This window comes from Caproicibacter sp. BJN0012 (assembly GCF_035986805.1).
Taxonomy (GTDB): Bacteria; Bacillota; Clostridia; order Oscillospirales; family Acutalibacteraceae; genus Caproicibacter.
In genome coordinates, this window is the sequence record NZ_CP142518.1 from 1,621,604 (window position 1) to 1,635,319 (window position 13,716).

Genomic DNA, 13,716 nt, shown 5'->3' on the forward strand with positions numbered 1-13,716 from the left:
CTTCACAGGCGCTGATTATTCGCCCTCGATTTTGTTGCATCGGATCAGAATCTTGGGATATTTGCCGGAAACCTGCGCGTCGAAAGCCGCGACGGAATCGTCGATATCATATACGGTGCGGGTCAGATCGTCCAGATCGAAACGGGACAAAATCTGCGCCGCGCGCGGAAAGCAATACGGCGCGACATAGTAGCCGGAGATCGTCAGTTCATTGTAATAGCAGTATTTGTACAGATTCAGCGGCATCTCGAAATCGTTCGGATACATGGCCCCGTAAAGCAGAGTGCCTCCGCGTGCCACCAGAGGAGGAAGATCGTGGACCGCGCCCACAAAGCCGGAGCAGTCCACCACCGCGTCAAAGCCGCGGCCGCCCGTGATTCTTTTGGCGGCTTCCCCGATGTCTTCCCGGGTGGGGTCAATCACATGTTCGGCCCCGTATTTTTTGGCCAGTTCCCGGCGGCTTGCGATGGGCTCGAACAGCGTCAGGTCGGTCGCGCCCATCATGCGGAATGCCTGAATTCCGAGCAGGCCGATCGGTCCACCGCCGTTAATGGCGATTCTCATGCCGATCTTCGGCTGCACCTTATCCATCATGCGAACGGCGATGGAGACGGGCTCCAGCATACAGCCGGTTCTCAGCGGAACATGGTCTGGCAGCCGATATACCTGGGACTCGTGCCAGACGATGGTTTCGCTCATCCCGGCCCGGTTGAACTCGTCGGCGTGCTCGCAGAACTGCTGCTGCCCGTTCTGACAGTAATAACAGGTTCCACAAAATTTGAGGAAATTTCCGGCGACGCGGTCGCCGATCTTCAGGCCCTTCTTCGTGGCCTTTTCGCCCACGTCCACAATGATGCCGGAAACTTCGTGCCCAATGCCGAACGGCGGCTTCCAGCCGAAAATTCCCTCCACCAAATGGGGGTCGGAGCCGCAGATAGCGCAGTAGGCGACCTTGATCCTCACGTCTTCCGGTCCCATTTCGTACTCGGGTACTTCCAGAGTGGCGACGGCGCCCTTTTTCTCCGGGTCCTTTTCCCTCAGACTGCCGGTTTTTACGACATTGATCTGTTTCATGATTATGTATCCCCCTTTAGATTTGTTGGGTCATACGGCCGGGCAGGGATCCTTCTGCGTCTGATCCGCATTTGTCCCGGCCGCGTTGCGTTCGGCGATTTCCTTCTGCATCTGAGCGATCTTTTCCTCATTCAGGTGGTAGAACAGCCCGTAAACCACCATTGCCATAATTACGGCCGACAGTGGCAGAAGCGCGGTAAGGCTCCGGATGGCCGAGAGGCACTGGGCCGTCTGCTGCTGATTTGCCACGTAGCCGACGGAGGAGAGTACCATGTTGGGAACGGAACCGCCGATGACCATCGAAAATTTAATTCCAAGTCCGACCAGCGTCATCACGATGGCCGTATACCGTTTCCCGGTCTTCCAGTCGCAGTACTCCACCGGATCGGTGATGACGGACCAGAGGGCGCCCATCAGGACGCCGTAACCGTAGCCGGTGACGGCGCGCGCCGCCATCATGCCGCCGACGGAGGCGGGGGACATCAGATACAGCAGGATGCAGCCCGCTCCGGCCACTCCCAGGCCGAACATCACGGTGCCCTTTTTATGCAGCCGTTTGGTCAGGAACGGCACGCAGGGGACGCTGGCGACGGAAAACAGCATCATGATCATCGAAAACCACGCCAGCATGTCTTCACGCCCGGCGTAATATTTTATGTAATAGGCCCCCATCGTGGATTGAATCTGACTCATGGTATAAACGCCAAGAAACAGGAGAAAGGTCACGAAGACCGGGCTCATCCGGAACAACAGATAAAACACGTCCTTGATATTCGCCTTTTTGCCGGGGTCGATCGGCTGCGGCGGGATCCGCTCCACAATCTGATGCGAGGCCCAAAGCAGGATGCAGACCATAAAGAACGCCATAATCATGGTCGTTACCATATACCCCTGCGCCAGCGTCATGTATCTGCTCAGAAAGCCCGAGACCTCGGGCAGCATGATGGCGCAGACAACACCGCCGGTCTGTGCCAGCGTCATGCGGACGGACTGCAGACGGGTTCGCTCGCTCTGGTCGTTTGTCATCAGCGTGGCGGCCGAAATGTAAGGCTGGATGATAAAGGTGTAAAGCATGTTCAGCAGGTTGTAGGTGACGGCGGCCCAGACCACCTTGCCGGCATAACTGAAATTGGGAGTCGAGTAGGTCAGAACGGCCGCAATTCCAAACGGAACTGCACCCCACATGATATAGACCCAGTATTTTCCTTTTCTGGGCTGGACCCTCTCGCAGATCGTGCCCATCATCGGGTCGTTGACGGCGTCCCAGATTCGGGACAATGCAAAAAGGACCGCAACATGCGCTGGCTTCAGGCCAAAGATGTCGGTGTAAAAGTAGCTGATGTACAATGCAATGCACTGAAACACAAGGTTCATTGCAAAGTCAACGGACGAATAACCGATTACCTCCCGTGTGCCAAGCTTGTAATAGCCAAACTGTGCCGAAGTTTTCTTCCAGTTTTTTGAATCTTTGAAATCGCGGCTCACGAAAAAATCCCCTCCCTTACCTGTACAGTCGTTTTTTCCTATCAAAGCCGGTCTGTTGCGAGTTCCAGCCTTTCATCCGGCGGAACGAGCCCAACAAAGTTATTGTACCGGGAGGTACATCCCTTTTCAATCGTCCAAACAGACACATTTTTCAATAATTGAGTCCCAAAAGAATAAAATCTGTTAATTTTGCCGAACCGAAACCGACGCTTTTGATTTATTACATAAATGCATTCCCATAAAATAAAAAAAAGTTAGGGATTCATGCAAAAAGCTCATATTTCAAGTCCTAAAACGGACATGTTTTGTGGAAACATTGTCTCATTTCATGTATTTTCTTTCCAGAAAGCCCTTTTTTTTCCTTAGCTTGGCTTTATAATGAAATCAAAAAAGAGACCGAAGGGGAATTTCCCTTACGGCTGTCGGTCCAGGGTATTGTTTTTCAGACCAAAGAATGCGGCGCTGCTGCATTCTCGGTGGGAAGGAGAAGATCATGTTGTATCAGCAGAAGCAATATCCCTTTTACAACCCGGTCTTAGTCCGAATTTCCATGGGAGGCGGCCTCACGGTCAATTATGTGGAGTCTCTGGACCAAAGCTGCGTGGAATTTCCGCATGTTCATGAATGCTATGAGATTTATTACTGCTTGAGCGGGGAACAGCATCTTTATATCGACGGGGCCATGAACACCCTTTTCAGCGGGCACTTCGCCGTAATCCGTCCGGGGATTCATCACTATACCAATTATGAACCCAACATGCCGAAAAGATATCTGGTCTTTGTGTTCGCTCCTCCCACGGCGGCCGCGTCAAAATCCAAAGGAGATCAGGCCGAAGAGAATTTTCTGAGCAGGATTCTGAAATATTTTGAAAAGAATCCGTATTATGTCACGAAAGATCGCTTCGGCTGTGACTCGATCATCTATAAAATGGAAACTGAGATCGAGGAGAGTTATCCGGGGCGTGAGCAGATGATCTGTGCCCTGTATCAAGAATATCTGATTTCCATTTTCCGAAATCTCGATCCGGTCGAGCGGGAGAAAAACACTCCCTCCAATACAAATCTGGCTATTCAAATCACAAAGTATATGCACGCCAATTACAATAAAAACTTGACGATTCAGGACATTGCCGACTTTTTTTACATTTCTTCCCGGCATGTGAATCGGATCTTCGAGGAATATTTCGGCCAAAGCCTGAAACGGACCTTGAACATCTACCGCCTGAATTATGCAAAAAATTATTTGATCGATACGGCGTACTCAGTGGAAAAAATCGCGTCGCTTGTGGGTTTTTCCTCCCAGAAGATGCTTTATCGCCTTTTTAAGGAAATGGAGGGGATTACCGTATCGGAGTACCGCGCCATGCATCGAACCGGAAGCTCCGCCGTGAAATGCTCCGGGGCGGAGGCGCCGGAGAGCAAAAAAAACGAAAAGATCGAATAGGAGGTTTTCTTTTTCCGGATGCGTTTGGAGCATTTTCATGCAATGGCACAGGCAGATCCGCCGCGGCCGTATCCTCCGTCGGCATGGGCGAGGCGATATTTTTGATGAGACGACAAAGATAATCCCCGGCATGGGGGAAAAACAATTGACAATAAGAATCAAATATTCCATTATAAGATAATAGGAGGCTAAACAAGACGGAAAAAAACAGGGGAGGGCTGTGAATGAAAAGAGAGCGCGTTTATTTGAATGACGAAGACGGTCCCGGAATCTTCCGCGACTTGAAAGATGCCCAAAAAAAGCTGATGGCCATTATAGAAAGCTCCTATGACGGGATTTACATCACGGACGGAAATGCAAAAACCATCATGGTCAATCGCTCCTACGAAGTCATCACGGGGCTGAACCGGGAAGAAATGCTGGGAAAATACATGCAGGATCTCGAACGGGAAAGGGTAATTTCCCGTTCAGCCTCTCTGATCGTTCTCAAAAAAAAGGAACCGGTCACCATTGACCAAAAATTTAAAACCGGCAGGAACGCGATTGTCACCAGCACGCCTCTCTTTGACAAAAACAACGAGATCGCCATGATCGTGACGAACGTGCGGGACGTTTCGGAACTGTACGACCTGAAAGAACAGCTCGCAAAAAATCATGAGCTGAACCGGCATTACCAGGCGGAGATCGAGACGATCAAAAAACAGATCGGCGGTTACGGGGACCTGGTCGTGAGGGACCAGAAAATGCTGGAGCTTCTGGGCATGGCGAGGAAAGTGGCCGGGCTGGACACAACGGTGCTTCTGCTGGGTGAAACCGGCGTGGGAAAAGAAGTCGTCGCCAATTACATCTTCCGGAACAGCCGGCGCAGCAAGGGGAATTTCATAAGGGTAAACTGCGCGGCCATTACGCCTAGCCTTGTGGAGAGCGAACTTTTCGGTTATGTGCCCGGCGCTTTTACAGGGGCCAGCCCGAACGGCAAAATCGGCCTGTTTGAAATCGCGGACAAGGGAACCATCTTTCTCGACGAGATCGGGGAACTGTCCATGAACATACAGGCGAAGCTGCTCCGGGTCCTTCAGGAACAGGAGATCCTGCGCATCGGCTCCGACCGGCCTGTCAGGATCGACGTCCGGGTTATCGCGGCCACAAACCGGCATCTGAAAGAAATGGTCGGAAACAAAAGCTTTCGAGAAGACCTCTATTACAGGCTCAGCGCGTTTCCGATTCTGATTCCCCCTTTAAGGGAAAGGAAAGAAGACATTTCCGTCCTGGCGGAATACATGCTCGAAACGCTCAACGGCAAATACAGCATGCATAAAGTTTTCGCGCCGGATGTCCTGGAATGGCTTTTGGCATATGAGTGGCCCGGAAATGTGCGGGAGCTCAGAAACGCCGTGGAGAGGGCCTTCATCGTCAGCGGGGATCGGAGAATCCTCCCGGAGGATCTGCCGATCGATCCTTACAACAAGGCGGTGGTCAGCACGGAGAAAAGCGACACCGTGCTGAAGGAAATCATCGACGGGGTGGAAAAAAATTATATTTTTAACGCCTACGAGAAATATCATAATGTGCGCGACGCCGCGAAAAGCCTGCATATGAGCGCGGCTACCTATGAGCGCAGACGAAAAAAGTATCTGAATTCTGTGTAGAATGCCTATTTGGCATAAAATTTCGGGCCGCGTTCCGTTTTATGATTGGACGAGCCGAATTCTGTATCGGTATTGAATATTTGTATCAAAACTGAAACATCGCGGGAATCCATTTGGAGAATGTGATTTCCGCGATGTTTTGTTTCATATTCAAGACGCAAGCTCCATAAAAAATTATGCAAATCATCTAAAATCGCAGAGAAATGGCCAAATTTTTAGCTATTCCGATCTTGGCATCCTAGTTGCTTGTATCTTTTTGGAAGGCAAAGCAAAGCCTGTGGGCCGGGGACCGGACGGATGCGGTCATTGCGATCCGACGGCCGATTCCATGATGCGGAAAATGCGGCTCCTATTTTAAAACGTAAGGAGGCAGAAATCAAGATGCTCAGGACAGCAAAAGAAATTGTAAGGGGAAGAAGGAGTGGGTGCGTATGGCGATGAAAAGAACATATGGCGCGGAGCAGCCTTACATTCCGGCGGGCATTTTCAAGATCAGGGTGCCGTTCATCCATTACCGGTGGGAGTGGCCCGAGTTTTTTCAGGCGCTGTTGATGTGCTCGACCTGCCTGGGGGCAATTCCCGTTCTGCAGCAAGTGCTCGGGGTTTCGTTCGAGATCGCGTGGTCGATGGTCATTATCAACGGATTTCTTTACTGCCTGCACGTCCTTCTGGGCGATCCGGTGGTCCCCGGGTGGATCACTCCGGCCATCCCGCTTGTGGTCGCGTTTTTGGGAAAGTATCAACTGGGAGTGGTCCGGTATCAGGAACTGATCGCCCTTCAGCTGATCGTGGGCGTCATCTTCCTGCTGATGGGGGTTACCGGCGCGGCGGGAAAGCTGATGAAAGTCGTCCCGAACTCCATCAAGGCGGGGGTCCTGCTCGGAGCCGGGACCGCGGCGATCATCGGTGAGTTCAACACCGGAGGCCGGTTCTCGAAATATCCGGTATCCATCACGGCCGGGTGTCTGATCGCGTTCTTTTGCCTGTTTTCCTCCCAGTTTATGAAAATGCGGGCGAACAACCGTTTCTGGAATACCATCGGCAAGGTCGGTATGCTTCCGGCGATCATCATTGCCGTATTTCTCGCCCCGATGGCGGGCGAGCTGCCGTGGTTCCACATTGAGATCGGCACCTTCTTTAAGGTGGCGGATTTCGCGGGCATCTGGAACACGCTGAGCCCGTTTTCCATAGGTTTCCCCGCCGTTTCCATGTTCCTGTCGGCGCTGCCGCTGGCAATCGTGGTCTACATTATCGCGTTCGGGGACTTCATCACTTCCGAGGCGCTGATTCATGAAGCCGATGAGGTCCGCAAGGATGAAAAGATCGATTTCAACGCCAACCGCTCCAATCTGATCAGCGCGATCCGCAATATCGTGATGGCCCTCATCTGCCCCTACACCCAGCTCTGCGGCCCGCTCTGGGCGGCCGTCACCGCGTCTGTCGCCCAGCGGTACAAGGAGGGGCCGGAGGCAATGGAGTCCATCCACAGCGGCGCCGGGACTTTCCGCTGGAGCACGTTCCTCGGAGTGTCGTGCATTCCGATCGTTTCCCTGCTTCAGCCGGTGCTCCCCGTGGCGCTGTCGCTGACCCTGCTCGTTCAGGGCTATATCTGCACCCGGCTCGCGATGGATATGTGCGAAACCGATACCGACAGGGGAATCGCGGGCTGCATGGGCGCCGTCCTGGCGATCCAGGGAGCCGCGTGGGGATTGGCCGTCGGCGTTCTGCTCTATTTCGCGCTGAAAAGCTACTCGAAAAAGAAAGACGCCGATCCAATCCCGGAGGCTGCGGAAATCAAATAAACCGTCCCGTGATCAGCAAACAAAACCGATCTTAATTTGAAAGGGAGAAAAAATCATGGCGCTTATGACAGGCGAACAGTACATTGAAAGTATCCGTAAGATCAACATGCAGGTTTATATGTTCGGCAAAAAAATCGAAAACCGGGTGGATGACCCGATCCTGAGACCGTCCCTCAATTCCGTACGCATGACCTACGACCTCGCGCAGATGCCGGAGTACGAGGACCTGATGACGGCGGTCGCTCCGGAAACCGGGAAACGGATCAACCGTTTCACCCACATCCACCGCAGCACGGAGGACCTTGTAAAAAAGGTGAAAATGCAGCGGCTTTGCGGGCAGAAAACCGCGGCCTGCTTCCAGCGCTGCGTGGGCATGGACGCGTTTAACGCCGAGTACAGCACAACTTATGAGATCGATCAGAAATACGGCACCCACTATTTTGACAATTTCAAGAAGTTCATGCTTGACGTGCAGGAAAAGGATTTGACGGTCGACGGGGCGATGACCGACCCCAAGGGAGACCGTTCGCTGGCCCCGCATGAGCAGAAGGACCCGGACCTGTTCCTGCACGTGGTGGAACGCAGGCCGGACGGAATTGTGGTCCGCGGAGCGAAGGCGCATCAGACCGGCGCGCTGAACTCGCATGTGATGATCGTGATGCCCACCCAGTCCATGAAGCCCGAGGATAAGGACTACGCCGTTTCCTTCGCCGTCCCGATGGACGCGGAGGGCATCTTCATGGTGATCGGCCGCCAAAGCTGCGACACCCGCAAGCGGGAAGGCTCCGAAATGGATGTGGGGAACCCGGAGTTCGGCGGTGTGGAGGCGCTGGTCGTTTTCGACAACGTCTTTATCCCCAACGATATGATTTTCATGAACGGTGAGTCGGAGTTTGCCAATTTGCTTGTGGAACGTTTCGCGGGCTATCACCGCCAGAGCTACGGCGGCTGCAAGGTCGGCGTGGGCGACGTCCTGATCGGCGCGGCCGCGGTCGCGGCGGACTACAACGGAGTGCCGAAAGCCACCCATATCAAGGATAAGCTGATTGAGATGACGCATTTAAATGAAACGCTTTACTGCTGCGGCATCGCCTGTTCCTCCGAAGGCAGCCCGACGGAGTCCGGCAACTACCTCATCAATCTGCTTCTGGCCAACGTCTGCAAGCAGAATGTCACCCGCTTCCCTTATGAAATCGTCCGCCTCGCGGAGGATATCGCCGGTGGTCTGATGGTTACCGCGCCCTCTGAAAAGGATCTGCGCGATCCAAAGGTGGGACCGTATGTGGAAAAATACTTTAAGGGCGTCGGCGGCGTTTCCACCGAAAACCGCCTCAGGATCCTGCGCCTCATTGAAAACCTCGCGCTGGGGACGGCGGCGGTCGGCTACCGCACCGAATCGATGCACGGCGCGGGCTCTCCGCAGGCGCAGCGCATCATGATCGCGCGCCAGGGCAACCTCGCGATGAAGAAGGAACTCGCAAAGGCGATTGCTCACATTAAGGAATAACCGTCTCTCGGAAATAAGGGGGAACTGCCGTTGCGGGAGAACATACTGGACCGAATCGAAAGCGTTCTGGACAGCCGCGTCAGGCCTGCGCTGAGCGAGCATTGCGGCGGAGTCGAAATACTTGAGTATCAAGACGGGATTCTGAAGATCCGCATGCTGGGGCAATGCAGCGACTGCCCCAGCGCGGCGATCACGAACGAAGAGCTGATTGAAAAGGAAGTCCGGGAAGCTCTCCCGGAAGTGCGGCGCGTCTGCCTTGTAACCGGCGTGAGCGAAAACCTGCTGAGCACGGCCCGCTTTCTGCTTTCTCATCGGGACCGCCGGAACGCAGGATGAAAATCGGAGTCAAATATTGCGGCGGATGCAATCCGAGGTACGACAGAACCCGGATTGTGTCCAGGCTGAGGGAGGAATTCCGCGGCCTGGACATTGTCCGCGCGGATGCGCAGGGTGGGGCAGATCTCGTTGCGGTCATCTGCGGCTGTCCCGTTCAGTGCGCGGAACATGCGGACCTGAATGGATGCCTTGGAAAAGTCGTATTGACGCGGGAAGAGGATTACGAGAAACTCCGCGCGTTGATTTTACAAAATTACACTGAATTTAGGGAGTGATGACGAATGAGTTGGCAGGAACTGTACAGGCAGAAATTAACTACGGCCGATCAGGCCGTCAGGCACATCAAATCCGGGGACAAGGTCGTGGTCGCCCACGCGACCGGGGAACCGACCGCACTGCTTGACGCGATGGTCAGAAACGCCGATCAGTATGAAAACGTGGAAATCGTACACATGGTGGCAATGGGCCAGGCCGAGTACTGCAAGCCGGAAATGGAAAAGCACTTCCGCCACAACAGCCTGTTTGTGGGGGGTACCACGCGCAAGGCCGTCGCGGATGGGCGCGCGGATTTTACTCCGGTGTTTTTTTTCGAGATCCCGGATTATATCCGGAACACCTTGAAGCCCGACGTCGCGCTGGTCCACCTTTCCCAGCCGGATGAACACGGGTACTGCAGCTTCGGCATTTCCGTCGACTACACCAAACCGGCCGCGGAATGCGCCAGAACCGTGATTGCGCAGATCAATAAGAATATGCCGCGCACATTGGGGGACAGTTTCATTCATGTCAGCGACCTTGACTATATTGTGGAAGACGATTCGCCGCTGATTGAGCTTGCGCCGCCGAAGATCGGGGAGGTGGAACGTGCGATCGGCGAAAACTGCGCGTCCCTGATTCACGACGGAGACACGCTCCAGCTCGGGATCGGAGCGATTCCGGACGCCGTGCTGCTGTTTCTGAAGGACAAAAAAGACCTTGGAATCCATTCCGAAATGTTCTCCGACGGGGTTGTCGAGCTGGTGGAAGCCGGCGTGGTCACCAACAAGTGCAAGAGCATCAATCAGGGAAAGAACGTCGCGGCGTTCCTTATGGGAACCAGGCGCCTGTACGATTATGTGGACAACAACCCGGAGGTGGCCATGTACCCGGTCGATTACGTGAATGATCCGCGCGTGATCGCCCGGCACGACAATCTGGTCTCCATCAACTCCTGCGTGCAGGTGGACCTGATGGGCCAGGTGTGCTCAACGTCGGTCGGCCTGACGCAGATCAGCGGCGTGGGCGGACAGGTCGATTTTGTCCGCGGTGCAAACATGAGCCGCGGGGGAAAAAGCATCATGGCGATCCCGTCCACCGCGGGGCATGGGAAAATTTCCAAGATCGTTCCATTCCTCGATCAGGGCGCCGAGGTGACGACTTCCCGAAACGATGTCAACTATGTGGTAACCGAATTCGGGATTGCGCAGCTCCGCGGAAAAAAACTGTGCGAACGGGCGCGCGCGCTGATTGAAGTCGCGCATCCGGATTTTCGCCCCGGGCTGATCCGGGAATATGAGTCGCGGTTCCATGAAAAATATTGAGAATGAGGGCCCGAAAAGGGGGGATTGCATTCAAAAAAACTCCAGCCCTGCCCAAAGGCAGAAGCTGGAGCGCATAGCCGTTCCCGTATTCCAATTATTTAGGAAAACCGGAGCCGGAAAATTACAGATGCATGGTTGTAAAAAAGCGCATCAAATTATCCATGGTGAGCGCCAGGTCCTCCCGGCAGCGGAGCTTCGCTTCTGAGAACGGGACCGCTGCGCGGTTGATGCTGAAAATCGCACTGACACCTTCGTCGTAGGCTCCTGCGATCCGGTCCCCGATGTCTCCGACCACGGCGATCAGCGGCACCCCGTGCTTCCTGGTCCGCCGCGCCACACCGATGACGACTTTGCCGCTCAGCGACTGGGAGTCCAGTTTGCCCTCTCCGCTGAAGACGAGGTCGGCCCCCCGGAGCTGCTCGTCAAAATGCACCGTGTCAAGTACGGTCTCGATCCCCATCTGCAGCCGGCTGCCGAAAAATGCCGCCATGCCGCCGCCCATGCCGCCGGCGGCACCGGCTCCGGGCAGTGAGAGAATATCCTTTCCGAGATCCCTCCGGATCACATGAGCCAGATGCTCCAGATTCCGGTCGAGCCGCCGGACTTCTTCTTCGGTTGCGCCCTTCTGAGGGCCGAAGACGGCCGCCGCGCCGCGAGGACCGCATAATGGATTGTCAATGTCGCACATAGTCACCAGGTCGACGCTCCGCAGGGCCGGATTCAAGCCGTTCACATCGATTGACGCGATCTTTCCGAGCGTTTCCCCGACCGGGACGAATTCCTTTCCGTCCTTGTCGCGGAAACGAACGCCCAAAGCGGCGGCGGCACCCGTGCCGCCGTCGTTTGTCGCGCTTCCGCCCAGTCCGACGATCATTTTGCGGCATCCGGACTCCGCGGCGCGCGCAATCAGCTGCCCCACGCCGAAAGTGGTGGTTTTTCCCGCCGAGCGGTTTTCGCCGACAAGCGGCAATCCGGCCGCCGCGGCCATTTCCACAACGGCGGTCCCGTCCGGAAGCACGCCGTAAAACGCCGGGATTTCCTCAAAGTACGGACCCTTCACCGCAAGAGAAATTTTCTGTCCCCCGGCGGCGGCCAGAAAAGCGTCCACGCTGCCCTCTCCGCCGTCGGCGACCGGAATGCTGAGGACGCTGGCACGCGGGAAATATTTCACAATCGCGTCCCGCATGATTCCGCAGATCTCGGCCGACGACATCGTACCTTTAAAAGAATCCGGAATGAGCAATATTTTTTCCATAAGAGAAGTCTCCCAAATAATCCGCAAAATCCAACTGGGCTGCAAGCACGGACCAAAAATATTGACAGATAAAAGAATCAGCGCAGGATCAGGGACAGGATAAATACCCCGGCCATGGAGGCGAGACCTTCCACCAGAGTGACCACCGTTTGTGTTTTATAGCCCTGCTCCGGTGTCATCGCGCCGAAATTTGTTACGACCCAGAAATAAGAATCGTTCGCGTGAGATACCGTCATCGCTCCCGCGCCGATCGCCATCACGGTCAAGGCGCTCATCACGGGGGCCTGAAGGCCGAGGACCCCCATCAGCGGGGCCATAATGCCGGCTGTTGTCGTTATGGCCACCGTCGAAGAGCCCTGAGCGGTCTTCAGAATCGCCGCCAGCAGGAAGGGGAAGAAAATTCCCACGCTCTGCAGCAGCGCGGCATTGGACGTAATGTATTCCACCATTCCGGAAACGGCGATCACTTTGCCCAGAACGCCGCCGGCCGCGGTGATGAACAGGATGGGTCCGACCGTTTTCAGCGTTTCATTCGTCACGTCGTAGAAACGGCCCATCTTTTTCATATCCGCCAGCAGCCATACTCCGAACAGCGTGCCTACGGCCAGCGCAATGATCGGCGTGCCGAGGAAAGAGCAGAGCTGTGCGCCGAACCCGGACCAGTGAGCCATGGATGAAATGGAGCCCAGCGCCATGAGAAGGATCGGAACGATAATCGGGCTGAGCGCCAGCGCCCCGTTCGGCAGACGGCCGTATTCGGCTAAAATTTCTTCGTATGTTTTCACGATTTCGCCGTCCGCCGGCTTTGCGTCGGCCTCATCGGCGGATTTTACCCTTTTGCAGATATATTTCGAATAGAAGTAAGCGGCGATCAGTGCCGGGATCGAAACCAGTGCGCCCAATCCCATGACCAACAGCAGGTTTTCTCCGATTCCCAACGTATTCGCCGCGGCGATCGGGCCCGGCGTAGGCGGAATGAACACGTGAGAGGCATACAGGCCGGCGGCGAGGCAAACCGTCAGCGAGACGCTGCTTTTGCGGGTGCGCTGCACCAGCGCCTTGCGGATCGGGTTCAGGATGACGAATCCGCTGTCGCAGAATACGGGAATGGATACAACCCATCCCATAATCAGCATGGCTAAATCCGGGTGGTCCGGCCCAACCACGTGAATGACCATATCCGCCAGCTTAAAAGCGGCTCCCGTCGCCTCCAGAATCGTGCCGACCAGCGCGCCCAGAATGATGACGATGCCGATGCTGGTGAACGTGCCGCTGAAACCCGCCCCGATCACATTGGCAAGCCCCTGCACTGCAACGGTTCCATCCGCGTTTTTCTGGTCCACCAGCGGAATGCCCGCCACCAGGCCGAGTAAAAGAGATATGGCCATGATGGCCAAAAAAGGATGAATTTTAAGTTTGGAAATTGCGAGGATCATTACAATGACCGCTATGACGAATGCGATGATTAATCCAAATCCGGACATTTTGACTACCTCCTCAAAAAATTTCCGCAGTTGGCAGGATGCACAAAATATTATATCCCTGCCATTCCACTTTATTTATGATATCCTTCCCGAAAGGCCA

The 13,716-nt window shown here is 54.8% G+C and carries 11 protein-coding genes; 7 read left to right on the forward strand and 4 right to left on the reverse strand.

From position 1 onward, the window contains the following. Positions 1-15: 15 nt before the first annotated feature. Both VA597_RS07820 and VA597_RS07825 read right to left on the reverse strand, forming a co-directional pair. Positions 16-1,074: an alcohol dehydrogenase catalytic domain-containing protein gene (locus tag VA597_RS07820; protein WP_128742205.1), complete on the reverse strand. Its 1,059-nt coding sequence runs from the start codon at positions 1,072-1,074 to the stop codon at positions 16-18. Positions 1,075-1,104: 30 nt separating this feature from the next. Next, positions 1,105-2,559 carry an MFS transporter gene (locus VA597_RS07825; protein ID WP_326975626.1) on the reverse strand — a complete coding sequence of 485 codons (1,455 nt, stop codon included), beginning with the start codon at positions 2,557-2,559 and terminating at the stop codon, positions 1,105-1,107. A 493-nt stretch (positions 2,560-3,052) separates the two neighbouring features. On the opposite strand from VA597_RS07825, the gene VA597_RS07830 reads away from it, so the two are divergent. The 7 genes from VA597_RS07830 (at position 3,053) to VA597_RS07860 (ending at position 10,877) form a co-directional block, all read left to right on the forward strand. Next, positions 3,053-4,003, forward strand: coding sequence for an AraC family transcriptional regulator (locus VA597_RS07830; RefSeq protein ID WP_164918992.1), 951 nt, complete (start codon positions 3,053-3,055; stop codon positions 4,001-4,003). Between the two features lie 224 nt (positions 4,004-4,227). Then, positions 4,228-5,652: a sigma-54 interaction domain-containing protein gene (locus VA597_RS07835; RefSeq protein ID WP_128742208.1), complete on the forward strand. Its 1,425-nt coding sequence runs from the start codon at positions 4,228-4,230 to the stop codon at positions 5,650-5,652. 431 nt (positions 5,653-6,083) lie between these two features. Beyond that, a complete protein-coding gene (locus VA597_RS07840) occupies positions 6,084-7,454 on the forward strand; it encodes a benzoate/H(+) symporter BenE family transporter (protein WP_128742209.1) in 1,371 nt (456 codons plus the stop codon). 55 nt (positions 7,455-7,509) lie between these two features. Further along, entirely contained in the window at positions 7,510-8,961 is a 1,452-nt protein-coding gene (locus tag VA597_RS07845; RefSeq protein WP_128742210.1) for a 4-hydroxyphenylacetate 3-hydroxylase family protein, read from the forward strand. A gap of 30 nt (positions 8,962-8,991) precedes the next feature. After that, positions 8,992-9,297, forward strand: coding sequence for a NifU family protein (locus tag VA597_RS07850; protein ID WP_128742211.1), 306 nt, complete (start codon positions 8,992-8,994; stop codon positions 9,295-9,297). After that, positions 9,294-9,572 (forward strand): hypothetical protein, encoded by a 279-nt coding sequence (locus VA597_RS07855; protein ID WP_128742212.1) that lies wholly within the window; start codon positions 9,294-9,296, stop codon positions 9,570-9,572. The genes VA597_RS07850 and VA597_RS07855 overlap by 4 nt, the downstream gene beginning before the upstream one ends. A 6-nt stretch (positions 9,573-9,578) precedes the next feature. Then, on the forward strand, positions 9,579-10,877 hold the full coding sequence (locus VA597_RS07860; protein ID WP_128742213.1) for an acetyl-CoA hydrolase/transferase family protein: 1,299 nt from the start codon (positions 9,579-9,581) through the stop codon (positions 10,875-10,877). Positions 10,878-10,998: 121 nt separating this feature from the next. On the opposite strand, the gene VA597_RS07865 is transcribed toward VA597_RS07860, so the two are convergent. After that, complete coding sequence (locus VA597_RS07865; protein ID WP_128742214.1) at positions 10,999-12,132, reverse strand: glycerate kinase family protein; 1,134 nt, start codon at positions 12,130-12,132, stop codon at positions 10,999-11,001. 77 nt (positions 12,133-12,209) lie between these two features. Next, positions 12,210-13,616 carry a GntP family permease gene (locus VA597_RS07870; protein WP_128742215.1) on the reverse strand — a complete coding sequence of 469 codons (1,407 nt, stop codon included), beginning with the start codon at positions 13,614-13,616 and terminating at the stop codon, positions 12,210-12,212. Between the last annotated feature and the right edge of the window lie 100 nt (positions 13,617-13,716).

Bases quoted from the DNA above. Each gene is read 5' to 3' on its own strand.
- VA597_RS07820 (WP_128742205.1), bottom strand. From the start codon at position 1,074: ATGAAACAGATCAATGTCGTAAAAACCGGCAGTCTGAGGGAAAAGGAC.
- VA597_RS07830 (WP_164918992.1), top strand. From the start codon at position 3,053: ATGTTGTATCAGCAGAAGCAATATCCCTTTTACAACCCGGTCTTAGTC.
- VA597_RS07835 (WP_128742208.1), top strand. From the start codon at position 4,228: ATGAAAAGAGAGCGCGTTTATTTGAATGACGAAGACGGTCCCGGAATC.
- VA597_RS07840 (WP_128742209.1), top strand. From the start codon at position 6,084: ATGGCGATGAAAAGAACATATGGCGCGGAGCAGCCTTACATTCCGGCG.
- VA597_RS07845 (WP_128742210.1), top strand. From the start codon at position 7,510: ATGGCGCTTATGACAGGCGAACAGTACATTGAAAGTATCCGTAAGATC.
- VA597_RS07855 (WP_128742212.1), top strand. From the start codon at position 9,294: ATGAAAATCGGAGTCAAATATTGCGGCGGATGCAATCCGAGGTACGAC.
- VA597_RS07860 (WP_128742213.1), top strand. From the start codon at position 9,579: ATGAGTTGGCAGGAACTGTACAGGCAGAAATTAACTACGGCCGATCAG.
- VA597_RS07865 (WP_128742214.1), bottom strand. From the start codon at position 12,132: ATGGAAAAAATATTGCTCATTCCGGATTCTTTTAAAGGTACGATGTCG.
- VA597_RS07870 (WP_128742215.1), bottom strand. From the start codon at position 13,616: ATGTCCGGATTTGGATTAATCATCGCATTCGTCATAGCGGTCATTGTA.